General features: G+C 61.3%; 21 protein-coding genes. 14 read left to right on the forward strand and 7 right to left on the reverse strand.

Annotated elements, in window-relative coordinates; all coding sequences use genetic code 11:
• Positions 1 to 61 precede the first annotated feature (61 nt).
• The 8 genes from DXC90_RS01495 to DXC90_RS01530 all read left to right on the forward strand — a co-directional run bounded on the left by DXC90_RS01495 (position 62) and on the right by DXC90_RS01530 (position 11,486).
• A complete protein-coding gene (locus DXC90_RS01495; RefSeq protein ID WP_117734443.1) occupies positions 62 to 3,535 on the forward strand; it encodes an SNF2-related protein in 3,474 nt (1,157 codons plus the stop codon).
• A 165-nt stretch (positions 3,536 to 3,700) separates the two neighbouring features.
• Positions 3,701 to 4,063 carry a desulfoferrodoxin family protein gene (locus DXC90_RS01500; protein WP_117734444.1) on the forward strand — a complete coding sequence of 121 codons (363 nt, stop codon included), beginning with the start codon at positions 3,701 to 3,703 and terminating at the stop codon, positions 4,061 to 4,063.
• 117 nt (positions 4,064 to 4,180) lie between these two features.
• Positions 4,181 to 6,166 carry a hypothetical protein gene (locus tag DXC90_RS01505; protein WP_117734445.1) on the forward strand — a complete coding sequence of 662 codons (1,986 nt, stop codon included), beginning with the start codon at positions 4,181 to 4,183 and terminating at the stop codon, positions 6,164 to 6,166.
• A 137-nt stretch (positions 6,167 to 6,303) separates the two neighbouring features.
• Positions 6,304 to 6,825, forward strand: coding sequence for a crossover junction endodeoxyribonuclease RuvC (gene ruvC, locus DXC90_RS01510; RefSeq protein ID WP_055310210.1), 522 nt, complete (start codon positions 6,304 to 6,306; stop codon positions 6,823 to 6,825).
• Positions 6,825 to 7,445, forward strand: coding sequence for a Holliday junction branch migration protein RuvA (gene ruvA / locus DXC90_RS01515; protein ID WP_055310211.1), 621 nt, complete (start codon positions 6,825 to 6,827; stop codon positions 7,443 to 7,445). Before ruvC ends, ruvA begins: the two co-directional genes overlap by 1 nt.
• Positions 7,445 to 8,512, forward strand: a complete 1,068-nt coding sequence (ruvB, locus tag DXC90_RS01520; protein WP_117734446.1) for a Holliday junction branch migration DNA helicase RuvB — start codon at positions 7,445 to 7,447, stop codon at positions 8,510 to 8,512. The genes ruvA and ruvB overlap by 1 nt, the downstream gene beginning before the upstream one ends.
• Positions 8,513 to 8,655: 143 nt before the next feature.
• Entirely contained in the window at positions 8,656 to 10,323 is a 1,668-nt protein-coding gene (locus DXC90_RS01525) for a formate--tetrahydrofolate ligase (protein WP_117734447.1), read from the forward strand.
• Positions 10,324 to 10,499: 176 nt separating this feature from the next.
• Positions 10,500 to 11,486: a hypothetical protein gene (locus tag DXC90_RS01530; RefSeq protein ID WP_117734448.1), complete on the forward strand. Its 987-nt coding sequence runs from the start codon at positions 10,500 to 10,502 to the stop codon at positions 11,484 to 11,486.
• Between the two features lie 109 nt (positions 11,487 to 11,595).
• On the opposite strand, the gene DXC90_RS01535 is transcribed toward DXC90_RS01530, so the two are convergent.
• Positions 11,596 to 12,777: a cation diffusion facilitator family transporter gene (locus DXC90_RS01535; RefSeq protein WP_117734449.1), complete on the reverse strand. Its 1,182-nt coding sequence runs from the start codon at positions 12,775 to 12,777 to the stop codon at positions 11,596 to 11,598.
• Positions 12,778 to 12,995: 218 nt separating this feature from the next.
• Here DXC90_RS01535 and DXC90_RS01540 point away from each other — a divergent pair, with 218 nt between their 5' ends.
• The gene (locus DXC90_RS01540) at positions 12,996 to 14,333 is read left to right on the forward strand and encodes a hypothetical protein (RefSeq protein WP_117734450.1); all 1,338 of its coding nucleotides are present in this window, start codon (positions 12,996 to 12,998) and stop codon (positions 14,331 to 14,333) included.
• A gap of 464 nt (positions 14,334 to 14,797) precedes the next feature.
• Here the strand turns inward: DXC90_RS01540 and DXC90_RS01545 are convergent, their stop codons facing one another.
• The 4 genes from DXC90_RS01545 to DXC90_RS01560 all read right to left on the reverse strand — a co-directional run bounded on the left by DXC90_RS01545 (position 14,798) and on the right by DXC90_RS01560 (position 16,648).
• Positions 14,798 to 15,019 carry a hypothetical protein gene (locus DXC90_RS01545; RefSeq protein ID WP_117734451.1) on the reverse strand — a complete coding sequence of 74 codons (222 nt, stop codon included), beginning with the start codon at positions 15,017 to 15,019 and terminating at the stop codon, positions 14,798 to 14,800.
• A 32-nt stretch (positions 15,020 to 15,051) separates the two neighbouring features.
• The gene (locus tag DXC90_RS01550) at positions 15,052 to 15,840 is read right to left on the reverse strand and encodes an ADP-ribosylglycohydrolase family protein (RefSeq protein WP_117734452.1); all 789 of its coding nucleotides are present in this window, start codon (positions 15,838 to 15,840) and stop codon (positions 15,052 to 15,054) included.
• 139 nt (positions 15,841 to 15,979) lie between these two features.
• Positions 15,980 to 16,432, reverse strand: coding sequence for a helix-turn-helix domain-containing protein (locus DXC90_RS01555; protein WP_117734453.1), 453 nt, complete (start codon positions 16,430 to 16,432; stop codon positions 15,980 to 15,982).
• Positions 16,433 to 16,477: 45 nt separating this feature from the next.
• Positions 16,478 to 16,648, reverse strand: a complete 171-nt coding sequence (locus tag DXC90_RS01560; RefSeq protein WP_117734454.1) for a type II toxin-antitoxin system HicA family toxin — start codon at positions 16,646 to 16,648, stop codon at positions 16,478 to 16,480.
• A 244-nt stretch (positions 16,649 to 16,892) separates the two neighbouring features.
• On the opposite strand from DXC90_RS01560, the gene DXC90_RS01565 reads away from it, so the two are divergent.
• The gene (locus DXC90_RS01565; RefSeq protein WP_147326596.1) at positions 16,893 to 17,162 is read left to right on the forward strand and encodes a hypothetical protein; all 270 of its coding nucleotides are present in this window, start codon (positions 16,893 to 16,895) and stop codon (positions 17,160 to 17,162) included.
• Positions 17,163 to 17,256: 94 nt separating this feature from the next.
• Here DXC90_RS01565 and DXC90_RS01570 read toward each other — a convergent pair whose 3' ends face one another.
• Complete coding sequence (locus DXC90_RS01570; RefSeq protein ID WP_117734456.1) at positions 17,257 to 17,850, reverse strand: hypothetical protein; 594 nt, start codon at positions 17,848 to 17,850, stop codon at positions 17,257 to 17,259.
• 225 nt (positions 17,851 to 18,075) lie between these two features.
• The gene (locus tag DXC90_RS01575) at positions 18,076 to 18,681 is read right to left on the reverse strand and encodes a hypothetical protein (protein ID WP_117734457.1); all 606 of its coding nucleotides are present in this window, start codon (positions 18,679 to 18,681) and stop codon (positions 18,076 to 18,078) included.
• Between the two features lie 376 nt (positions 18,682 to 19,057).
• On the opposite strand from DXC90_RS01575, the gene DXC90_RS01580 reads away from it, so the two are divergent.
• From DXC90_RS01580 to DXC90_RS01595, 4 genes are all read left to right on the forward strand, one after another.
• Positions 19,058 to 19,690 (forward strand): cyclodeaminase/cyclohydrolase family protein, encoded by a 633-nt coding sequence (locus tag DXC90_RS01580; RefSeq protein WP_117734458.1) that lies wholly within the window; start codon positions 19,058 to 19,060, stop codon positions 19,688 to 19,690.
• Between the two features lie 2 nt (positions 19,691 to 19,692).
• Entirely contained in the window at positions 19,693 to 20,547 is an 855-nt protein-coding gene (locus DXC90_RS01585; protein WP_117734459.1) for a bifunctional 5,10-methylenetetrahydrofolate dehydrogenase/5,10-methenyltetrahydrofolate cyclohydrolase, read from the forward strand.
• A 367-nt stretch (positions 20,548 to 20,914) separates the two neighbouring features.
• Positions 20,915 to 22,438, forward strand: coding sequence for a C69 family dipeptidase (locus DXC90_RS01590; protein WP_117734460.1), 1,524 nt, complete (start codon positions 20,915 to 20,917; stop codon positions 22,436 to 22,438).
• Positions 22,439 to 22,537: 99 nt separating this feature from the next.
• Positions 22,538 to 22,954, forward strand: a complete 417-nt coding sequence (locus tag DXC90_RS01595; protein WP_055250902.1) for a hypothetical protein — start codon at positions 22,538 to 22,540, stop codon at positions 22,952 to 22,954.
• The last annotated feature ends 8 nt before the right edge of the window (positions 22,955 to 22,962 follow it).

A 22,962-nucleotide genomic window follows, 5' to 3' on the forward strand; every position in this document is an offset into this window, starting at 1 on the left:
ATGGGGGTAGCTAAAATAGCCCCGTCCCAAATTAGCTACCCTGTGTGGATTGGAGGAAGCGATGGCACAGGGGACGTTTGTACAGGCGCTTCGCAAAGAGGCGGCGTTGAGCGGCACCTTTATGAAGGGGCGTTCGCTCATGCTCAACGGTGCCGTGCTGTCAATCGAGGACAGCGGCTCGCGCTTCTCCAAAAACGTGACGGTCGAGGGCTCGGTGCGCGGCTCGCGCGGCGACCTGTACAAGACGCACGTGGCGCTCGACATGGACGAGCACGAGGTTGTCGACTACGACTGCGATTGCCCGGCCGCCTTTCGCTATTCCGGCATGTGCAAACACGCTATCGCCACGGCGTTGGCGTATCTGGATGCCAGTGGCGCCGAGCCCGTCGAGGGCTTGCGCACGCCGGTTCGCACGACTACGGTACCGCCCGCACAATCCAAGCAGTCCGCCCGCCCCGCGCCCACCGCATCTGCGGTCAACCCTAACTTTCCCTTCCCGGCGCCCGTTCCCACGAGCCCGAGCCTTATGGCGGCGCTCTCCGATCTGTCGGAAGCGCGCATGGACGAGCTCGTGGTCATGCGTCGCAAGCTCGCCGGCGCCATTGATCCCGATGCTCCCAAAGCGGTACTGGAGCCCTCGTTGGTGCCGTACTACAATCCGCTGTTTGGCGAGCGCTTTAGCTGGGCGCTCGAGTTTCGCATCCGCTGCGGTTCGGTGTCCTATGTGGTTAAGGATATCGACGGCATGGCCGATGCCTATGTGCGCGGCGGCACATTTTCTTACGGCAAGAAGCTTACGTTTGCCCATGTGCCCGAGGCCTTCGATGACGTGTCGACAAAGTTGCTCGACCTTGTCACGATGACGGTTGCCTACCTGAGCGACATCACGAGTTCGCGCTCGGCGTCGTACGACTTTGCCCGCAGCGGTTTTGTCACCGAGCGTCAGTTGCCGCTATCCGAGTATTCCATCGTGTCCGTGCTGGACCTGCTGCGCGGTAGGACCATTTCCTTTGAGCCTGCCTGGTCGCGGGGGACGACGACGCATCGCTCCTACGAGGTGGCGGTCGAGCCGTCGCCGCAGGGAGAAGACGAAGCCCCGACTTGCCGCCCACCGCTCCTCGCCGCAAAGATTGCTCCGGCGGCGGGAGGTAGCTATGACCTGCGCCTGCCGGCCGATATGTATTGCTTCGCCTCGGACAACGTTGCCTACCTGGTCGACACACGCCGCGCGCGCCGTACCGACGCGGCGTTTGCCCAACACGCGGCGTCGTTCCTGTCGCGCTTGTTGCCCTGCCGCACGCCGGCCCATGTCGCCGCCGACCAGGTGGGCGAGTTCTGCCGCATGGCGCTGCCGATCTTGCGCGACTACACCGACCTGACCGCTCCCGCCGCCCTTGATGCCGTGGCACCCGAGGCGAGCTTCCATTTTGAGATTGGCGTCGACGATGGGCTCGTGACCTGCATAATTACGGTTACCTACGGCGACTGGTCGGCAGATCTCTTTAGCCTGGGCGCTCCGGGCAGCCCCTTCGAAGAGCGCCGCCCGGGCGTTCCGCCGCGCGACGAGGTGGCGGAGTTTCGCGTTATGGACACGGCGGCCCTGTACTTCGATTTCTACGAGGGCGGCCTGGCGTTTGAGGAGCGCGATGACGAGAGCTTGTTCTGCCTGCTGACCGAGGGCCTGTCTGCCCTGTCCGAGTTGGGCGAGGTTATGCTCAGCGACCGCCTGCGCCAGATCTCGGTGCGCCCTGCACCCAAACTTTCGGTGCGCGCCACCGTTAAGAGCAACTTGCTCGACGTCGAGTTGGGCGCGAGCGGGCTTTCGGCGGCAGACCTTGCCGTCTATCTCGATTCGTACAAGCGTCATCAAACGTTTGCGCGCCTTACGTCCGGCGACATCATTCGCCTGGACGAGGGAGCCCGAGCCGCGTATGGCCTCGCCGAGGACCTGGGTGTCGATGCTGTCGACCTGCTCGACGGTGTGTCGCTTCCCGCGTCGAGTACCCTGTTTGTCGATAGCATGCTTGCGCACACGCCGGCGCTCGAGGCCGATCGCGACGCCGCGTTCCGTCGTACCGTCGAGCGCCTGGACACGCTCGGCAAGATGGACTTTACGGTGCCCGCCTCGCTCAAGGCCACGCTGCGCGGCTATCAGGTCGACGGCTATCAGTGGCTCGGCTCGCTCGAACACCTGGGCCTCGGCGGCATCTTGGCCGACGACATGGGCCTGGGCAAAACGCTCCAGATGATCGCGCATATCCTGGCGCGCGTGGAGGCGGGGGACACCAAGCCCACGCTCGTGGTATGCCCGGCCTCACTCGTGTACAACTGGACTGCCGAGCTGGAGCGCTTTGCGCCCTCGCTCGATGTGTGCGCCATCGTGGGCGCCAAGGCGCAGCGCCGCGTGCAGATTGCCGGCGTGGCAGAGCATAACGTGGTCGTGACGTCGTATGACCTTATGCGCCGCGATATCGACGAGTACGCCGGGCAGGATTTTGCCCGCGTGGTGCTCGACGAGGCCCAGTACATTAAAAACCCGCTCACCCAGGTGGCACGCGCCGCAAAGCGCCTGCCGGCCGGCGTGCGCTTTGCCCTGACGGGCACGCCCATCGAAAATCGCCTATCCGAGCTCTGGAGCATCTTCGACTTTTTGATGCCGGGCCTGCTGGGCACGCGCGAGTCGTTTGCCAAGCGCTTTGAGAGTCCCGTCGAGCATGCCGAGGGCGACAGCGCCGCCCGCCTGCAGGCGCTCGTATCGCCGTTTGTGCTGCGTCGCGTAAAGGAAGACGTGGTGGCCGACCTGCCCGAGAAGATCGAGGATACGGTCATGGCGCAGCTCACCGGCGAGCAGCGCAAGCTCTACCTGGCCAACCAGGACCGCATCGCCCAGCAGGTGCAGCATCGCGAAGCATCCGAGTTTAAGAAAGACAAGCTCAAGGTGCTCGCCGAGCTTACCAAGCTGCGCCAGATCTGCTGCGACCCGCGTCTACACTACGAGGATTACAAGGCGGGGAGCGCCAAACTCGATACGTGCATGGAGCTCGTGTACGGCGCCCTCGACGGCGGGCATCGCATCCTGTTGTTCAGCCAGTTTACGGGCATGCTCGATATCATCGGTAAGCGCTTGGCCAAGGAGGACATCGCTTTCCTTAAGCTCACGGGCGCTTCGTCTAAGGAGAGCCGCGCCAAGATGGTCGCACAGTTCCAAGCGGGCGAGGTTCCGGTCTTTTTGATTTCGCTCAAGGCGGGCGGCGTGGGCCTTAACCTGACGGCGGCCGACGTGGTCATTCACTACGACCCGTGGTGGAACGTGGCCGCACAGGATCAGGCGACCGACCGCGCGCATCGTATTGGCCAGCAACACACCGTGACCGTGTACAAGCTCATCGCCAAGGACACGATCGAGGAACGCATTATGCAGATGCAGGAGTCCAAGCGCGATCTGGTCAACAGCGTGCTCGGCGGCGACGGCATCTCGTCGGCGCTGTTTACCCGCGAAGATGTTCTGACACTGCTCGGCGGCGACGGGCGCTAGCTGCGCGCGGGGTGGGACTGCTGGAGTGGGCAGGACGGTCGACGCATTTTGGCCCGACCGCTTGCCTGATCCGTTATGTGTTCATTTGCTATGCCGTGGATGGTTTGTCTGCATTTGGGCATAAGAACCATCAGGAATATTGGCACATCAGCAAAGGAGAACATCATGGCAAAATTCTTTAAGGACCCCGACGGTAAGCTCATCGCCGCTCTCGGCAACGACGTTGCAACCCCTGCCGGCTGCACGGAGCTGACCGCGAACACCGAGGACGCGGCGCACGAGAAGCACGTGCCCGTCGTCGAGACCGAGCGTGACGGTCACGTGATTCGCGCACGCGTTGGCTCGACGGAGCACCCCATGCTGCCCGAGCACTACATCGAGTGGATTGCCCTTGAGGCCGAAGGCCGCCTGGAGGTCCATTACCTTGAGCCCGGCATGAAGCCCGCGACGTTTTTTGCCGGCGGCTCCAAGACCGGTACCGTCTATGCCTATTGCAACCTGCATGGGCTGTGGTCCGCGACGTTCTAGGAGCGCGCCCCCGCTCGGGGTATCATAGCTAGCATATGCACATGCGAGCGCCGACTGCATCATGCGGCCGGCGCTTTTACTACGACAACGATGGTTTACGACGGAAAGGGCTGAGCCATGAAGCTCGCACTTGCACAGATCGATATGCGCCTGGGTGATATTGAGGGCATTTGCGGTCGCATCGAGGACCAGGCGCGCCTGGCTCATGAGCGCGGCGCGCGCGTGCTGTGCGTGCCAGCTCCGCTCTTTATGGGAGCCCTGCCCGGCGGCCTGGTGGGCGCTGCCGACTTTGAGCACGACGTGCTGACGGGTCTGACCGGTGTTGCCGGGCGTATCCAAGAGCTCGATATGATCTGCATCGTGCCCGCGGCGGTTTCGTTTGAGGGCCAGCCGCTGCTCGACTACATGATGCTTAAGGACGGTCATGTGGTGCCGGCGCGTTCGAGCATTGCCCTGCAGCGTGGCGAGAACAACGATACACGTTGGGCGCCGCCGGTGTTCGACGTGGACGGCGTGCGCATCGCCGTGATTTTTGACTTGGACCGCGAACTCGAGATGCTGCCGACTGGCGTCGACCTCATTGCGTATTTCCAATTCAACGCGTTTGACATGACCGACCGCGAGACTGCCGCCATTGCCGCCGTTCGCAGCGGCGCCTACCGCAAGATCGCATCCAAGCGCAGCGTGTGGTTTGCCTGCATGGCGCCGGTCGGTGCCTATGACGAGTCGGTGTATACCGGCGGTTCGTTTGTGCTCGACGACTGCGGTCGCGTGGTGGCCCAGGCGCCGTGTTTTGAGGAGAGCCTGCTGGTTCAGGAGATTCAGCGCGGCGTGATGCTCGATGCCCTGGAAGATCACGAACTGCCCGAGTTCCGTTCCGAGGAGTGGCTGTGGCAGGCGCTGGTGCTCGCCGTGCGCGACAACGCCCGAGCCCACGGTGCGTCGCGTGCTGTGCTGGCACTCGAGGGTGACTTGCCGTCGTCCCTGCTGGCGGCGCTGGCCGTCGACGCTCTGGGCCCGCGTAATGTGATTGGCCTGGTGCTGGGGCGCAACCGTATTTTTACGCCGGCGCAGGAGGAGGTGGAGGCTGCCCGCTGTGCCGCCGTCCGCGCCATCGCCGAGCGTCTGCACATTCGCACTGTCGAGCGCGATGCGCCGGATGCGGCGCGTGTGCTCGATCGCGACGTGTCGGCGGGCGATGCCGAGCGTCTGCGCTCGCGCACGCTGGGCCTCATGCTGGAGGACACGGCGCTCGAGCTGGGTGCGATGGCGCTGAGCCCGCTTTCCAAGACCGAGTACGCGCTGGCGGCGCCGGCGCTTTGCGGCGGCTATCAGGGCGATTACGCGCCTTTTGGCGATGTGTACCTGTCGACGCTTGAGTTTGTGACGCGTGTGCGCAACCGCACGTCTGCCGTGGTGCCCCAAGAGCTCGTGACGCTCAACGCGGTGGAAGATTGTATGGAGCGAGTGCTGGCGCAGGCGCTCTCGACGCTTGACGGTCCGGTCGATATGCTCGACCGCGCGGCACAGCTGCTCGGCGGGCTTGAGCCGGGTGAGGTCGATGGCGCGCTCGAGGCGCACGTGGACCGCAATCGATCTTTCGACGATATCCCGATGGCCGCTGGCAAGCCTGAGGCCTGCTCGCTGCTGCTGATGCTCGTTCGACAGGGTGAGGCTGCCCGCCGCATGTTGCCGACGGCACCGATCGTCTCGTCCCGCTCGTTTGCCGAGCGCTCGTGGCCGTACATGCTCGCGTGGTCCGACCTGGGGCTTAACGGCAAGGAGCGTATGACGGTTGATTCGCTGGCACGCGCCGAGGTGCGCCGTTTTGCTGACGAGGATACGAGTGAGCGTATGCGCGGCGAGATGATGGGCATACTGGGCGAGCTACTGGGTATTTCGCCCGAGCAGATGGAGGAGCTGCGCTCTGAGGACGGTCAGCGTCGTTTGCACGAGGGAATGAAGAAGTTCGAGGGCGAGGTTCAGGACGCCATCGATAAGATGATGGGCGGTCAGGGCGGCTCGCAAGGTGGTCCCCAGGGTGGCCCGATGCCGCATCCGCCGGTTGATCCCCGACAGTTCCCATTCTTCTCGCAGAACTAAACTGGGGATGGGATTCGCTCCCAACCCCGATACTTCAACTAAGCATCTTGACCCCGTTGTGTTATTCTAGAACAGACGTTCGTGAATGATGCGCGAGGCCTTGCCTTGCGCCGTGCTTTTGGCGAGGGGAGGCTGGCTTGGTTATCTTGGGTATCGACCCCGGTTTGGCCCATACGGGTTGGGGGATTATCGAGGAGCGGCGTGGCGAGGTTCGCTGCCGTGCCTATGGCTGCATCGAGACCAGTGCTGGAAGTCCGCTCGCGGTGCGCCTGTCGCATATCGCCCGCGATCTTAAGGATGTCGTCGAACGCTACCGTCCCGATACCGCTGCTATCGAGAGCATCTACTTTGGCGCTAACGTCCGCTCGGCCATCCCCACGGCGCATGCCCGCGGTGCTGCGCTCGTGGCGCTTTCGGAGTGCGCGCTCGAGATTGGCGAGTACACGCCCATGCAGATCAAACAGGCTGTGGTGGGCACCGGCGCCGCGGACAAGCGGCAGGTCGCCTACATGGTACGCACGCTCACGCAGCTCGACCACGACCCGCATCCCGACCATGCCGCCGATGCCCTGGCCTGCGCCATCTGCCATGTAAACCTCAGCCGAACCCGGGCGCTTACCGGTGGCGAGTTCTATCAACAGAGAGGAACCGGATACTGATGATTTCCCAGCTCCATGGAACGCTTGTCGAAGCCACGATGAGCTCTGCTGTCGTCGATGTGTCGGGTGTGGGCTTTGAGCTCGGCATCTCGGGCAGCACCGCGGCCACGTTGCCGACGCCCGGCGGCGAGGTCCGCCTCTACACGCGTATGCAGGTGCGCGAGGACGCCATGACACTTTTCGGTTTTTCCTCCAAGGACGAGCGCACGATGTTCGACCGGCTCGTGTCCGTCTCGGGCGTTGGCCCGCGCTTGGCGCTCGCCGTGCTTTCCACCTATACCGTGGGGCAGCTGTATTCGCTGGTGATGGCCGAGGACGACAAGGGCATGGCCAAGGTGCCCGGCGTGGGCAAAAAGACCGCCCAGCGCCTCATCTTGGAGCTCAAGAGCACCTTTGCCAAGGACAAGGGCTTTGTGCCGGTCGACGTGATTCCCGGCCAGGTCGCAATGCCGGTGCCCGCCGCCGCTCCCTCGGCGATTGATGACGCTCGCGCGGCGCTTCTCTCCATGGGCTTTAGCCCGCAGGAGACCGATGTTGCCCTGAGCGGGTATGATGGGCAGAATATGCGTGTCGAGGATCTGCTCGGCGCGGCGCTTAAGCGACTTGGAATGGATGCGTGATGTGGGAAGCCGATGACTCTCAGGACCTGTGGGCGACGCCCGGCAACTCGCCGGCGGCATTCATGGCGCACGGTGAGCGCATGGTGGGCTCGGAGCTGACGCCCGAGGACCTCGATGTCGATCGTACCCTGCGTCCCCAGCGCTTGGATGACTACTGCGGTCAGGAGCATATCAAGCAGAGCCTTCGCGTGCTGATTGAGGCCGCGCAGAGCCGCGGCGAGACGCTCGACCACGTGATCTTCTCGGGCCCTCCGGGTCTGGGCAAGACCACGCTGGCTACGGTTATCGCCAACGAGCTGGGCGCTCAGATTAAGACGACGAGCGGTCCGGCCATCGCGCGCACGGGCGACCTGGCGGCCATCCTGACTAACTTGCAGCCGGGTGATGTGCTGTTTATCGACGAGATCCACCGCCTCAACCGTTCGGTCGAGGAGGTCATGTACCCCGCGATGGAGGACTTTGCCCTCGATATCGTGATTGGCAAGGGTCCGGCGGCGCGCTCGATTCGCCTGGATATCCCCAAGTTTACGCTGGTAGCGGCAACGACCCGCTCAGGCATGTTGACCGGCCCGTTGCGCGACCGCTTTGGCATTTCATATCGCCTGGACTACTACACGGTCGAGGAGCTCGCTCAGATCGTGACACGCTCGGCGACCATTCTAGGTGTGACGATCGACCATCCCAGCGCGCTCGAGATCGGCTCGCGTTCGCGTGGTACGCCGCGTCTTGCCAACCGTCTGCTCAAGCGCGTGCGCGACTACGCGCAGGTGCGCGGCAACGGCCCCATCGAGCTCGATATCTGCCGTCAGGCGCTCGAGTTTTTCGAGATCGACGAGCTTGGCTTGGACTGGATGGATATTCGCATTTTGGAGACACTCGCCAAGACGTTCTCCGGTCGCGCCGTGGGTCTTACGACCCTTGCCAGCGCGGTGGGCGAGGACCCAGGCACGCTCGAGGATGTCTATGAGCCTTATCTGCTGCAGTGCGGGTTGATGATTCGCACGCCCCAGGGCCGCCAGGCAACGCTTCGTACCTTTGAGCACCTGGGGATTGAACCTACCGTTTAGGGCGCTTTGTTATGGCGGGCTGTTGGGCTATCGCTGGGCATCGGGTAAACAAATCGCCGTTCATCGGTTATGGGTGTTTACTATTGCGCGCCCGTGCTATGCTGAATTGGTCTTTTTCTCATTCGGTAACGAAAGGACCGCCCATGCCTACTGACATCGAAATCGCACGTTCTGTCACGCCGCTGCCTATTACCGAGGTGGCCAAGAACGCCGGCGTCGACGTTAAGCACCTTATTCCGTACGGCTTCGACAAGGCAAAGGTCGACTATTCACTGCTCAACGAGCCGACTGATCACCAGGCCAAGCTCGTCCTCGTGACCGCTATCAACCCAACGCCTGCGGGCGAGGGCAAGACCACCACGACCATCGGTCTGGCCGACGGCCTGCGTCGTCGCGGCGTCAAGAGCGCCGTGGCCCTGCGCGAGCCTTCGCTCGGTCCCGTGTTTGGCGTGAAGGGCGGTGCCGCCGGTGGCGGTTGGGCCCAGGTCATCCCCATGGAGGACATCAACCTGCACTTTACCGGCGACTTCCATGCCATCGGTGCCGCCAACAACCTGCTGGCAGCCATGCTTGATAACCACATCCAGCAGGGCAATCAGCTCGGTATCGATGTTAAACGTATCACTTGGAAGCGCGTCGTCGATATGAACGACCGTCAGCTGCGCCACGTCATCGACGGCATTGGCGGTAAGGCCCAGGGTGTGCCGCGCGAGGACGGCTTCGATATCACCGTCGCCTCAGAGGTCATGGCAATTCTGTGCCTGTCTACGAGCATCAGCGACCTCAAGGAGCGCCTGGGCGAGATCGTCGTCGGCTACAGCTTTGCCGGCGAGCCCGTCCGCGCACGCGACCTTAAGGCCCAGGGAGCTATGGCCGCACTGCTCAAGGATGCGCTCAAGCCCAATCTGGTGCAGACGCTCGAGGGTACGCCCGCGTTTGTCCACGGCGGTCCCTTCGCCAATATCGCCCACGGCTGCAACTCCATCATGGCCACGCGTATGGCTATGCGTTTTGGCGATGTCGCCATTACCGAGGCCGGCTTTGGTGCCGATCTGGGTGCCGAGAAATTCCTGGACATCAAGTGCCGCATGACGGGCGTTCGTCCCAACGCCGTCGTGGTCGTCGCGACTGCTCGCGCCCTTAAGTACAACGGCGGTGTTGCCAAGGCCGACCTCAACGAGGAGAACCTCGAGGCCCTCAAGGCCGGCATGCCCAACCTGCTGCGCCACGTCAACAACATCCAGAACGTCTACGGTCTGCCCTGTGTGGTCGCCATCAACCGCTTCCCGACGGACACCGAGGCCGAGCTTGCGCTCATCGAGTCCGAGTGCCAGAAGCTGGGTGTCAACGTGAAGCTGTCCGAAGTTTGGGCCAAGGGCGGCGAGGGCGCGCTCGATCTGGCCGATGAGGTCATGCGCCTGATTGAGCAGCCGAGCGAGCTCAAGTTTGCCTACGAGGACGGTGCCGATGTGGCCGACGCCCTGGAGGCTGTCGCCACTAAGGTCTACCGCGCCGATGGCGTCGACTTTACGCCGGCTGCCAAGCGCCAGCTCGCCGAGCTGCGCGAGAACGGCTTTGGCAACCTGCCGGTGTGCGTTGCCAAGACCCAGTACAGCTTTAGCGACAACGCCAAGGCGCTGGGCGCTCCTGAGGGCTTCCGCATCACGGTGCGCGAGCTCAAGGTTTCCGCCGGTGCCCACTTTGTGGTCGCGCTGACCGGCAGCGTTCTGACCATGCCGGGTCTGCCCAAGGTTCCCGCGGCCGAGAACATCGACGTCGACAACGACGGCAACATCACCGGCCTGTTCTAAGCCTGCTGCTCATAGCCGCTTGCCCGCCCCGCCGCGCCTACCAAGGCCCGGCGGGGCTTTTGTTTCTGGCCGCGCTTGTCTTGTAGATACCGACGGGCTCTGCCCATCATAGGCTTTTGCGCGGGTAGAATGCATGGATAACTTGATGCTTACAGGCGACGGAAAGGAATCGTTGCATGGATCAGGACAAGACAACCGTGATGGGCGGCTACGGTTCCGCGCAGGCTGGCGATAGCGCCGATGCGACCCGCGTTGTTCCCAACCCCGGCTATACCGACCCCGCCGCGACGCAGCCTTCTGCCGAGCCCACCCGGGTTATGGACTATGGCGACACGGCGCAGGATTCTTACGCTGCATCTTCGCATGGCCCCTATGGCAACGCAGCTCCGGACCCGTTTGATTACGCGCCGCAGGATTCTTATGCCGCCTCGACGCCGAATCCCTATGATGACCTGCCGCAGAATCCCATTTCGCAGCCTCAGCAGACGACGTATATGCCTCGCACGGCGCAGCCTCGCTACGAGTCGCGGGAGCCGTATCGCGAGTACCCCAAGTCGATTCCGCAATATGGCGAGGACGAGGAGAAGGAGCCGTCGCGTTCGTCGAGCGTGATCAAGAAAATCCTGATCGTGCTGGCGATCTTCTTTGCCCTGTCGGTTGTGTTCGCCATCGTGTCGGGCGTGCTCAACAAGCGGGGCGCCACGACTGATACCACGGCCGAGCAGGCCGAGACTACCCAGTCCGGCACCGTCGACCTGAGCGATATCCCGGGTCAGTACTGGTCCAACGCCAAGAAGCTCCTCAAGTCGCGCGGGGCCGATCTTTCGAACGCCGTGGTTCTGACTGATGATGGCTCAACGCCCGTCGTCGATGCCAACTGGGTCGTTACTTCTGCCTACTATAACGACAACGGTAACCTTGAAATTCAACTCACGCATAAGAACAGCTCGGGCAACTCGTTCGACGGCCAAAGCGGCACCGACAGCTCGAGCTCCAACATGCTGGAGGACCTGAGCAACAAGGCGCAGGAGCTGGGAGATAAGGCCCAGCAATTGGGCGACACGGCTCAGAACCTCGGCGATACCGCGCAGAACCTGGGCGATATGGCAACGAACGCCTGGGATGCCCTGCAAAACGGCATTTCGGGTGCGCAGGGGAACTAGCGGTCGAGCAGCTAGAGCCTGAGCAGTGCAAACAAAAACGGGGCGCAGGATCGCGCGACCGGCGCGTAGGCGCGTTGGTCGGCGGTCCTACGTCCCGTTTTGCTGTCGGTTACAGCTGCTCTGCCGGACGCTCGGGCGAGCTAAAGCCCGAGTCAAATGTGACGACGCACGAGACATCGGGCCGGCGCTCGTGCACGATGCGCGTGACGAGCTCCAGCAGCTCCTCGTCGGATATGTCAAAGCCGTCGGGACGCACCAGGTCAAACGAAACGAACCCGTCGTGCTCGTGCAGGTCGTGGATGGAGAGCGCGGGATCGATCTGCATGACGCCGCGCTTGACCCAGCCGCGCAGGTCGTCGCCTGTGGTGGCGATGGGGTCGCAGTGCAGCGTGATGTCGATGCCCATCTGGCGCTTGATGTCGTGCTCGATGGTGTCCAGGATCTCGTGGTGCTCAAACGCGTCGCCCTCGCCGGGCATCTCCACGTGGGCGCTGGCAAACTGGCGGCCGGGACCGTAGTCGTGCACCATGAGGTCGTGCGTGCCCAGGACCTGCGGATACGACATGATCTTGTTGCGAATCGCTTGAACAAGCTTAGGGCTGGGTGCCTGTCCCAACAGTGGACTGATGGCGTTGCGCACGAGGCCCATGCCGCTGATGCAGATGAAGATGCCCACGCCCAGGCCTGCCCAGCCATCGAGGTCAAAGCCGGTCGTTTGCGAAATAAGTGCTGCCGTCAAGACCGCGCCCGAGGTGATGACATCGTTTTTGGAGTCCTGTGCTGTGGCGATGAGCGTCTCGGAATCGATTCGGTTGCCCAGTGCGCGGTTGAACGCGGCCATCCAGAGCTTAACGAGCATGGACAAGACGAGGGCGGCTAAGGAGAGCACCGAATATGCGGTGGGGGAAGGCTTGATGATCTTAGTGACCGACTCGAGGATCAGGTTGATGCCGACGGCGCAAACCAGGACGGCTACGAATAGGCCGGCTAGGTACTCATAGCGGCCGTGGCCATAGGGGTGGCCTTCGTCTGCCGGGCGGCTGGCAAGGCGGAACCCAAACAGGCTCACGATGTTGCTCGAGGCATCGGAGAGGTTGTTGAAAGCGTCGGCGATGAGGGAGACGGAACCGGCGAGCAGGCCCGCGATGCCCTTGGCCAGGCACAGGGTGATGTTGAGGCCAATGCAGATGAGGCTTGCGGCAAAGCCCGCGTTGGTGCGGGTGCCAGCATCGACCGGCTCGCCCTCGCTGCCGGGAACAAGTTTATGTACCAGTCGATGAACAAATAGCATGGCGATCGTCCTCACAATCATGTTTAAGGGGATAGTGTAGCTCGCGCGGGGGCGCCGTGCACCGATGATCAGAAAATGCAGCAATAGTCTGCCGGTGCTAACGAGCGAGTCTTCTCGTCTGCCTGGGTGGTCCATTTTGGGCCACATGGGTATGGGCATGTGACTGTTTACTCGACATACTTAATGTCGACAGCCCCTGTGCAAAGGAGGACGTTTCCATGGATGAGATGTTTGCTATTAAATGCCAAAACTGCGGCGGCCCCATGTACTCACACCAGGCTAAGCGCAGCTTTGAGTGCGCCTATTGCGGTGCGGTCATTCCGTGGCAGGCCGATGCGGGAGAGCCCAAAAGCGCCTTGGGCATTCGCCATGCGCCGCTGACGGTTGTCGATGGGCTGCTTAAGCTCACGCACGTCTCGCAGCTCGAGCGCCCGGAGGACCCGGACTGGTATTTCTTTAATTCGCACTGGCGCAATCAGTCGGTCCTGGAACATCTGCTGTGGGAGGATCGCGGCACGGCGCAGGAGTTCCAAGATGCCACGCATGTGAGTATTCCTTGCCCCTTCTGCGGAGCGTCCTTTGAGGGTGAGTCAACCCAGCGCGTGTTCGAGTGCCCTTCGTGCGGCAATAAAATCGGTGTCGCTGACCTGCTCAAGCCGGGGACGTTTAGCAAGCGTCTGACCATGGGCGTTGGTGCGGAATATGTGCCCGAGCAGGGTATTCCCTGCGAGATAACGCCGCAGCAGGCGCGTGCCAATGCGCTTGAGCTGGTACGCCAATACCCAGATGCCTTTGCCGGCCACGATGTGGAAGATGCGATCCAAAACGATATGATGCTCTTCTACTTCCCCATGGCACTTGCGGATCTTCGCATGATGGCGTCCTTCCCGGGCAAGGGCCTGAACAAGGAAACCCTGGTGTACTACGAGGTGCTCGACTGGGCATATCCCAGGGCAAACTACCTGGACGTTCGCCTTATGGGCATTCTGGAGCCGTGGGACTTTGCCAAGGTTGGGCCGTTTGACCCGGCCATGCAAGAAGGCGACTTCCGGATTGTCTCCGTCGATGCGTCCACCAAGGACCAGGTGGTCATTGACAAGCTGGCGCTCGACATTGCCGGCAACGATGCCGAGGCGTTCTTGGACCTCAATAAAAAGAGCATCCGTGCCTGGGCGCGCAAGACCCGCAAGCACAAGGACGGCCTGATTATGGTGCCGGTCTACTTTGTCGATCGCCCGGCGACGGACAGCCGCGACGACGAGCAGGTGCGCATCGCCGTGAACGGCCAGACGGGTCGTACGGCGGCGGTGGTGTTTAGCGACAAGCGCGAGACGCATATTGTCGCACCGCTCAACCCGAGCCTGCATCTGTCCGGTGAGAGTACCGTGCACGCCACGCCCATCGAGGTCAAATACGTTAAATCGCCGTTCCTATACCAGATCGTACGCCGCGGAGGCGGCGAGCAACCGCGTCAGGTGGCGGCAGCTGCCGAGGGCTCTTACCGAGAGGAGAAGCCCAAACGCAAGGGCTTGTTCGCTGCGATCTTTGGTAAGTAGGGGAGTGGTGCCGGTTGGCTCGCGAGAGTGCGCAACACCCCGCCCGTGATGGCAGATGTAAATAAACGGTGGAGCGACTGCAAAGGAGCCGTCTCACTGGGTAAAATCAGGATGTGCCGCGGAACCCGCTCCTCAGCTACTCAAACTTCGGAGACGCGGGCAACGCAGGTGCTAATGTCTAAAGGGCCGGCTGCAACCGGCCCTTTTCATGACTCCCTTCGCTATCCGTTACTGCTTATATTCCCACCAGATCGAGTAGAGGTTCCGGGCAATGCCGGTCACATACATCGAGAGGCGCAGGATTTCAAGAAACAAGTTCATAGGCTTCACCCCAATCGGAGATCGGAGCGTTGCCCGCAGGCGGATTCCGCGGCGGTCAAGATTTCACCTCACAGGCCGCGGTGGGGGACATCCTGCCCATCCCATGGTTTGGAACAGTGTCGATCTAACGGGCAATCAAGCCTCTAGCTCTCTGTGAATTGAGCAAGCATCTGCCCGAAGAAGCTGAGCCGGGATGTCTCATAAATGAGTGAGCCGCCATCTTCGGTCCTGTAGACCCCGCAGGGGAGGTAACGCTCGTCGGGGAGGACATAGAGGTTGGCTTCTTCCTTCAGTCCTGCTGGAAATAGCGGAATCCCGTTTTCGTCCACTTGGAACTCGTCTATATTTGCGATCTTCCTCTCCATGACGCCTCCTGCCTTATTTCTTGAATGGCGCCCTAAAACAGGCAGCTCTCAATCAGCTCTTTTCCGCGTAGGGCGTCGACCCACTCCTGTGGGATGGCTTTGAGACCGTAGGCCGTGCCGGCGAGGGCGCCGGCGACGGCTGCGGTGGTGTCGGTGTCGTCGCCCAGGTTGACGGCGGCAAGCACGCAATCTTCGTAGCTGTTAGTGTTGACGAAGCACCAAGTGGCTGCCTTAAGCGTGTCGCGCACGAAGCCGCCGGACCTGATTTCGTGCTCGGGCACGCCTTTCAGATGGAGTGCCCACGAGGGGAGCACGTCGTTCATCACATCCCTCATCAGCTCGACATATATGATGCATGCGTCGGTTGACGTTCTGTGGGCGTGCGTAATCGCGGAGACCTTTCTGACCTCTTCGTCCGTCGCATCGGTGAACGCCAGGGGAGCGATGCGCATGAGCGATCCGTTGCCATTGTCGCGCTCGCCGGAGCCACCTTTGCCGGTGTGCAAGGCGCAGGCGGTCGTACCACCGTAATCGAAAACGCCGTCAATCGTATACTCGCCACGGGCAATCCAGCTTACGAACTTGTCGCGCATGTCTGCGGTGTCGATATGCCCGAGCTCCCTAATCGAGTCGCAGGCGGCAAGCGTCATAGATGTGTCGTCGCTCCAAGTGCCGGCGGGCTGCCCATGCGTGCCGTAGCCGATCATGTCCGTGCATTCGAACGTGCCGCGGGGCCTGAACTCGTAGGGAACGCCCAACGCGTCGCCGACGGCAAGCCCGTAAATACAGTCGCGTAGCGTTGTCTTCGGTCTGTCTGTCATGGGAAACGCCTCTCGTACTTTGGATTGAGGATGCGCGGCTACCTGCGGCAATATGTTCAGTTCGATTCGCGACGCAGTGCGTCGCGAATCGAGAGAACTCAATAGTCAATATGCCAAAATGGTATGCCTAGACGTCTCTTTACACGGCAACAGGCATTTCTTTTGGGCGTCCTGCCTTTGGAGCGTCGGCGAGTCGTGCCTCGATGGAAGCTTTGGACACCATGCGCTTGGTGCCATCCTTCCATGAATCCAACAGTCCAGCATTTATCAGTTGCGATACTCTTGCCGAGCTAACGCCAAGCATGCGCGCGGCATCCGCTGCGGTGACGGCGGGGATATCGTTGAGTTCGCGACTGACGGCCACGGCAATAATCTTGCCACCGTGCTGCGGCTCGTGGCCAAAGTCCGGCGCAGGCAGGTCAACGCCGCCCATTAGGTGGTCATCGACCATGCATGCGAGAAAATCAGCGGCGCTTTCGACAGCGTCGTTTAGGTCGGATCCGAACGTTCCACCTCCGCCCAGCGAGCCACATGGCACAGCGTCGACAACGCCGTCCGAATCAAAGAACTCGAATTCCCATATGTAAACCATGTAAGACCTCCTTTAAAAAGCGATGCGAAATGTGATGAGGATGAGCTATCGAAGCCCTGCCTGCCTTAGGATTCTTTTGGCAATTTGCTCCTCGATCTCTCGATGGCGTTTCACGAGCACGAGCTTGTCGCCTTTGACGAACTTCTCGTGATTGGTGCCTCCTTTCGAGATGAAGCCGGCTTCTTCGAGGATACGGATTAATTCGCGTCTCTGCATCTCAGCCTCTTTCAATAACTATATATTAGCACTTACTAAGGGTTTTAGACTTAAATCTTAGCCATTGCTAATCCCTTGTTTTATTTCACCATCCTTGGATAACGGCTTATAGTCCTTGCGGTATTAGTTTATTTGCTCGTGCGGACACGATTTGGTGCTCCGTGCGCGACCGCGAAAAGGGTTTGCGGTGACTAAAAATGTGACCATAGAGACAGTTTTAGCGAGCCCCACGGGAGTGACGCGCATGGACAACAATACGCTGCTATTCCAGGACAAAGGTTCGGGTAGGTTTAAAGACGTTAAGATCTACCCGAATCGCCTTGAGGTGCTTAAGAAGGGCGTTCTCGGCGGCAAGCACACCGAGATTGTCTATCTTAAGGACATCACGGGGGTCAACAGGGTCAAGGGCCGCGACGTTTTCCTGCGCAACAGGTTGTTGACTGCTTGTGTCTTTAGCCTGAGCAGCCGCTTCCAAGCTCAGGAGTTTGTGAATGCGTTGAACATGGTGATGTGACCGGGCGCTTTCGAACACAAAAAGCCGGGATGCAAGGAGTCGCACCTTGCATCCCGGCTGAGCTAAAACGGCGCTGCTGCATGCCGTTGGAGCTTTAGCGCTTGATCTCGATATCCTCGAGCTTGACGTCCATGGCCTCGGTCTTTGCCTTGGCGATGTCGTCGGCAAATTCCAGAGACTTCATCATAGTCTCGACGGCGTCCTTGTGCTCCTCGACGTTGTCGATGCTCACGTAGACGCTGCCGCCGCCTGCTTCGGTGAAGTACTCAGTCGTCACGCCGCCCGAGTGTGTATAGGAAGCGTTGCGCCAAGTCTTACCGTTGTACTTGACGGGGTCATTCTCGGTCCACTCAAAGTTGGTCTTCCACTTTGCCTCGTAGTCGAACAGCTCGTCGGCGTTCTTGTCAGAGTCGAAGACAGGGATGAAGCGGTCGCTGGCGTGCTCGCTCTCGGTGAACTTAAACTGGGCCCTGTCGGCGGTATCGCCTGCGACGTCGGTGATCTCGACGCCCTCGGGGACCTCGACCTTAAACCAGATGAAGTCGGTCCTCATATCCACGGCCGGCTTTTCTGCGCCGCCGCCCCCACCGCTGCCGGCAGCGCCGCCACTTCCACCACAGCCTGCCAGGGCAACTGCGGCAAAGAGACTGATGCAGAGGGTGAGAATCGCAAAGGCCTTCTTTTTCATGGTCGTGTCCTCCTCGGTCTGTAACCGCCCATGGATTACCTGTCTTTACTGTACGCGCGAGCGGCTCGTTCGGGTGGGCCACATATCCCATTCTTGGGGCCGGATTTGCGCCGACAAGTGGCAATATGTCGCGATATAAGTAGGGGAGGACCGGCTGATCCGATCCTCCCCCGGCTGGGCGTCCGATCATGTAATGACTGCGCATGCGATGCTGCGTGCGAGCCCCTAATGCTTGATCTCGATGCTCGAAATCTCGACTTCGCGTGCCTCGGAAACCGCCTCCGCCATGTCATCGGGGAACTCGATGGAGTTGAGGAGTGCCTCGGCTTCTTTCTTGTGCAGTTCGAAGTTTGAGATAAGGACGTAGACGCTTCCCGGTTCAACGTCGGTAAAGAGGAGTGTTGAGATGCCACTGTTGTCCTCGTACGTTCCGACGAGCCATGTCCTGCCGTTATACTCGACGGATCCGCCATCCTTCCACTGGAACGTATTCCCCTTCTTTTCTGCCTGGTCGGCGTGGGACTCCTCAGCTGTCAGCGCTTTTTTCCAAACGGGGATAAAGCGATCGCCCGAGGCGTTCTCATCTTCGGGGAAGGTGAGCTGAATCCTATCTGCATTCTTGCCGGCGGAGTCGCTTACGCCGACGCCCTCGGGCATCTCGACCTTAAACCAGATAAAGTCGGTCTTCTTGGCAACGGGGGCTTTTTCCTTGCTTTCGCTCTTGGCGGCGCTGCCGCCCCCGCCCGATGCGCTCCCGTCGCAGCCGACAAGGGCAAATGCGGCAAAGAGGGCGATGCAAAGGGAAAGGATTGATAGGGTCTTTTTCTTCATGGTGGCGTCCTCCTTGTCTGTTAGGGGCATCGTGTGCAGCGGTTCGCCAATCGGCGGTTGCGCATGCACATGATGGCTTTATTTGCTGTGCGGTGATTCCTCCGTTCTTTGTCCGGCGCCGTGGCGAGCGTTGCCCCAGCATGGGGTTCCTTATCTATATGTATGCCCCAGTTGCCGCCGTCCGAGGGTCCCGAAACGTGGGCCATGTGTCCCATGTTTGCGTCGCTGCCGCCTATCGTGTGTCATAGAAATCCGCGATGGCCAGGTGCGCTGACGCTCATGTGCTTATGGGCTAGACTTAGCACCATTACGTGTTCGATGCGGTTGGTTGGCGGTTGCCGCCCGACCGATGTATATGACTTGAAGGTGCGTGCGCATGAGCCAAGAGATGATGGATAAAACCTGTCGAGAGTTTGCCGAAGCGCTTGCCGCACGCGAGCCGGTGCCCGGCGGCGGCAGTGCGAGCGCCTTTGTGGGCGCGCTGGGCGCCTCGCTGTGCGGAATGGTTGCCCGCTACGGTGCGACTAATCCCGCGCTTGCTGATCGTGCGGATGACCTGACGCGCGCGTTTGCCCAGGCTGATGATTTGGCACAGGAACTTGTGGGTCTGGTCGCCGAGGACGTTCGTGCGTACGGCCAGGTGTCCGCTGCGTACGGTATTCCGCGCGAGAACCCGGCTCGACCTGCGGCGATTCAGGACGCGTTGCACGTGGCGGCCATGCCACCGTACCGCATTATGGACGCCTGTGGTCGTGCGCTGGCGCTGCTCGAGGACATGGCGGACAAGGGCTCGCGCCAGTTGCTGTCCGACGTGGCGTGCGGTGCCGTGTTCTGCCGCGCCGCCATGCAGGGCGCGAGCCTGACGCTCTTTGCCAACACCACGTCTATGAAGGACCGCGCCCGCGCCGAGGAGCTCGAGGCGGCGTGCGATGAACTGCTGGATACGTGGCTGCCGCGCGCCGATGCGCTGGCACGCCGTGCTGCCGATGCCGCCAGGAAGAGGGGATAGCCATGGCAGAGCTGCTTAAGGGTGCTCCCGTTGCCCGTGCATTGACCGAGGAGCTTGCTGCTCGCTGCGCCGCCCTGCGCGAACGGGGTATCGTCCCGACGCTGGCCATTGTCCGTGTAGGCGAGCGCGAGGACGATCTGTCCTACGAGCGCGGTGCACTCAAGCGCTGCGAAAAGGTGGGCATCGAGGCTCGTCGCGTGTTGCTGCCTGCCGATGTCTCGCAAGACGAGCTACTGGCGGCTATTAAGGACATCAATGCCAACCCCACTGCTCATGGCTGTCTGCTGTTCCGCCCGCTGCCTGCCGGTCTTGACGAGGATGCAGTTGCCGCGGCGCTCGATCCCGCCAAGGATGTTGACTCTATGACGCCGGCGTCGCTGCTTACCACGCTTTCGGGGCGGGGCGAGGGCTTTGCTCCCTGCACGGCCGAGGCCGTGTTGGCGTTGCTGGACCATTACGGCGTTGAGCTGGATGGGGCCAAAGTCGCGGTCGTCGGTCGGTCGCTGGTGATTGGCCGTCCCGTTGCCGCCATGCTTACGGCTCGCAACGCTACCGTGACGACGTGCCATACGCATACGCTTGACTTGGCTGCCGAGTGCCGTGCACCTGATATTGTGGTTGCGGCCGTTGGACGCGCGCGCACGATTGGCGCGGATGCGGTTCGCGAAGGCCAGACGATCATCGATGTGGGTATTAACTGGGACGAGGCCGCCGGCAAGCTGGTCGGCGACGTGGATTTTGATGCTGCTGAGCCGGTTGTTGGCGCAATTACTCCGGTGCCGGGCGGCGTGGGGGCTGTGACCACCGCGATTCTCGCCAAGCACGTGATCGAGGCGGCGGAGCGCGCATCGAAATAGGCGTTTTGGGCTGTTTGAGGGGTTAGCGATATACCACGTGGTCAAAAAACGTCAAATATGAGTACTGTTGCCAAGATAGTCACATATGTTTTATGTCTTTTGGGCTTCCTAGCGATATTCATTCTCGCTAGGAAGCCCATTTTATTGAACCTATGGGGAATAACGTTGTCTTATTTTTGGACAAATGGGGATCTTCGGCACCTATTACAAGGAAATTTGCTGCTACTAAATTGGTGACAGTACTCATATTTGGCATTTTTTGACCACAGGGGTCTCGAGGGGGGTCTCGAGGGGTCGCGGTTTCGCCCTTTTTGCGCCGAAGCGATACACTGTTACCGTTTGATTTCTTCGCTCAAGGAGGATGCGCATGCCGTGCACAACGATTTTAGTTGGTAAGAACGCGAGCTACGACGGGTCGACGCTGGTCGCCCGCAACGAGGACTCGTCCAACGGGGTGTTTGAGCCGAAGCGCATGCGCGTGGTGCATTCCGACGAGCAGCCGCGTGTCTACACGAGTGTCCTGAGCCACTTGACCGTTGAGCTGCCCGACAATCCCATGCGTTACACGAGCGTCCCCGACGTCGTCCCGGGTCATGGCATTTGGGCCGAGGCCGGCTTCAACGAGCTCAATGTTGGCATGTCCGCAACCGAGACGCTTACCACCAACGAGCGCGTCCGCGGCGCCGATCCGCTCGTGGACTACGTGCCCGCCAAGGACAACGAGGGCGAGGACGGCTATGTTCCGGCGCAGCCCGGCGGTCTGGGTGAGGAGGACATGGTGACCCTGGTGCTGCCGTACGCCAAGTCTGCCCGCGACGGCGTGCGCATTCTGGGCGAGCTGCTCGAGCGCTACGGTACCTACGAGAACAACGGCATCGCCTTTAGTGACGTTGACGAGATTTGGTGGCTCGAGACCATCGGCGGGCACCACTGGATCGCCAAGCGCGTGCCCGACGACGCCTATGTGACCATGCCCAACCAGCTGGGTATCGACAGCTTTGACCTGGACGACGCCGAGGGCGACCAGGCAGATTATATGTGCTCTGCCGACCTGCGTTCCTGGATGGCCGAGTGGCATCTGGACCTAACGCTGGGCGTCGAGGGCGACGGTCCCGCCGCGGTCTTCAACCCGCGCGAGGCCTTTGGCTCGCACAGTGACAGCGACCACGTCTACAACACGCCACGCGCCTGGTACATGCAGCGCTGCCTCAACCCCAGCGATGTGTGGGACGGTCCCGAGGCCGATTACACGCCCGAGAGCGACGACATCCCCTGGAGCCGCGTGCCCGAGCGCAAGGTGACCATCGAGGACATCAAGTACGTGCTCTCCAGCCACTACCAGGGCACGGAGTACGACTGCTACGGCAGCAAGGGTACGCCCGCCACGCGCGGCGCCTATCGACCCATCGGCATCAACCGCAACAGCCAGCTCGCCGTGCTGCAGCTGCGCCCCTATGCGCAGCCGGCGTATCGCGCCGTGCAGTGGATGGCGTTTGGCTCCAACTCGTTTAACGCGCTTGTGCCGCTGTACGCCAACGTCGAGACCATGCCCAAGTACTATGCCGACACACAGGCTCGTGTGACGTCCGAGAATTTCTATTGGGCAAATCGCCTGATCGGTGCCTTGGCCGATGTTCGCTTCCATGAGTGCGGTCGCGCGGTCGAGGATTATCAGGAGAAGGTCGGCGGCATGGGCCACAAGCAGATCCACGACGTTGACGCTGCCGTAGCCGCGCTGCCCGAGGCCGAGGTGCCCGCCGAGCTCGCCCGCGCCAACGAGGAGTTTGCCGAGCGTGTGCGGGTGGAGACCGATGCTCTGCTGGGCAAGGTGCTCTACACCACGAGCTGCGCCATGAAGAACTCTTTCGCGATGAACGACAACGTGAGGTAGGGATTTCCCGTCGATCGTATAGCACTAAAACGCTTTGTCGCTTTCGCTCAATCTTGGGTACAAGAACGCCAATGCAGTTGTTTGTGATTGGAGCCAACCATGGTTATGAAACTCGATCAGCTTGTTAACGGTGCCATCAACGTGGGCTTCGGCGCCGCCGCCGTTGCCGTCGAGGGCAGCAAGAAGGTTCTCGACGACCTTAATACCAAGGGTGAGCAGGTGCGCAAGGACGCAGGCGCCCCCGATATCGCCCGCAGCGTGTCCGACATGTTCGAGCAGGCTGGTGGCACTATCTCCGACCTGACCGAGCGTCTGGGCATGCAGGGCGAGACCGCTGCCCAGCGCGTGCTCGACGAACTCATTCTGGCTCGCGTCCGCGTTATGACCGCTCCCGAGCGCACGGCCTTCCTGGCCCATGTGCGCGACATCGTCGATTCGGTCGAGGACAACGTGACCTCGGTGCCCGTCGAGTCCGTTGAGCCCGACGATGCGAAGGATACCGAAGAGGCCGAGTAGCAGCGCAG

This window comes from Collinsella sp. TF09-1AT, assembly GCF_003436895.1.
Lineage (GTDB): Bacteria > Actinomycetota > Coriobacteriia > Coriobacteriales > Coriobacteriaceae > Collinsella.

Bases quoted from the DNA above. Each gene is read 5' to 3' on its own strand.
- DXC90_RS01495 (WP_117734443.1), top strand. From the start codon at position 62: ATGGCACAGGGGACGTTTGTACAGGCGCTTCGCAAAGAGGCGGCGTTG.
- DXC90_RS01500 (WP_117734444.1), top strand. From the start codon at position 3,701: ATGGCAAAATTCTTTAAGGACCCCGACGGTAAGCTCATCGCCGCTCTC.
- DXC90_RS01505 (WP_117734445.1), top strand. From the start codon at position 4,181: ATGAAGCTCGCACTTGCACAGATCGATATGCGCCTGGGTGATATTGAG.
- ruvA (WP_055310211.1), top strand. From the start codon at position 6,825: ATGATTTCCCAGCTCCATGGAACGCTTGTCGAAGCCACGATGAGCTCT.
- ruvB (WP_117734446.1), top strand. From the start codon at position 7,445: ATGTGGGAAGCCGATGACTCTCAGGACCTGTGGGCGACGCCCGGCAAC.
- DXC90_RS01525 (WP_117734447.1), top strand. From the start codon at position 8,656: ATGCCTACTGACATCGAAATCGCACGTTCTGTCACGCCGCTGCCTATT.
- DXC90_RS01530 (WP_117734448.1), top strand. From the start codon at position 10,500: ATGGATCAGGACAAGACAACCGTGATGGGCGGCTACGGTTCCGCGCAG.
- DXC90_RS01535 (WP_117734449.1), bottom strand. From the start codon at position 12,777: ATGCTATTTGTTCATCGACTGGTACATAAACTTGTTCCCGGCAGCGAG.
- DXC90_RS01540 (WP_117734450.1), top strand. From the start codon at position 12,996: ATGGATGAGATGTTTGCTATTAAATGCCAAAACTGCGGCGGCCCCATG.
- DXC90_RS01545 (WP_117734451.1), bottom strand. From the start codon at position 15,019: ATGGAGAGGAAGATCGCAAATATAGACGAGTTCCAAGTGGACGAAAAC.
- DXC90_RS01550 (WP_117734452.1), bottom strand. From the start codon at position 15,840: ATGACAGACAGACCGAAGACAACGCTACGCGACTGTATTTACGGGCTT.
- DXC90_RS01555 (WP_117734453.1), bottom strand. From the start codon at position 16,432: ATGGTTTACATATGGGAATTCGAGTTCTTTGATTCGGACGGCGTTGTC.
- DXC90_RS01560 (WP_117734454.1), bottom strand. From the start codon at position 16,648: ATGCAGAGACGCGAATTAATCCGTATCCTCGAAGAAGCCGGCTTCATC.
- DXC90_RS01565 (WP_147326596.1), top strand. From the start codon at position 16,893: ATGGACAACAATACGCTGCTATTCCAGGACAAAGGTTCGGGTAGGTTT.
- DXC90_RS01570 (WP_117734456.1), bottom strand. From the start codon at position 17,850: ATGAAAAAGAAGGCCTTTGCGATTCTCACCCTCTGCATCAGTCTCTTT.
- DXC90_RS01575 (WP_117734457.1), bottom strand. From the start codon at position 18,681: ATGAAGAAAAAGACCCTATCAATCCTTTCCCTTTGCATCGCCCTCTTT.
- DXC90_RS01580 (WP_117734458.1), top strand. From the start codon at position 19,058: ATGAGCCAAGAGATGATGGATAAAACCTGTCGAGAGTTTGCCGAAGCG.
- DXC90_RS01585 (WP_117734459.1), top strand. From the start codon at position 19,693: ATGGCAGAGCTGCTTAAGGGTGCTCCCGTTGCCCGTGCATTGACCGAG.
- DXC90_RS01590 (WP_117734460.1), top strand. From the start codon at position 20,915: ATGCCGTGCACAACGATTTTAGTTGGTAAGAACGCGAGCTACGACGGG.
- DXC90_RS01595 (WP_055250902.1), top strand. From the start codon at position 22,538: ATGGTTATGAAACTCGATCAGCTTGTTAACGGTGCCATCAACGTGGGC.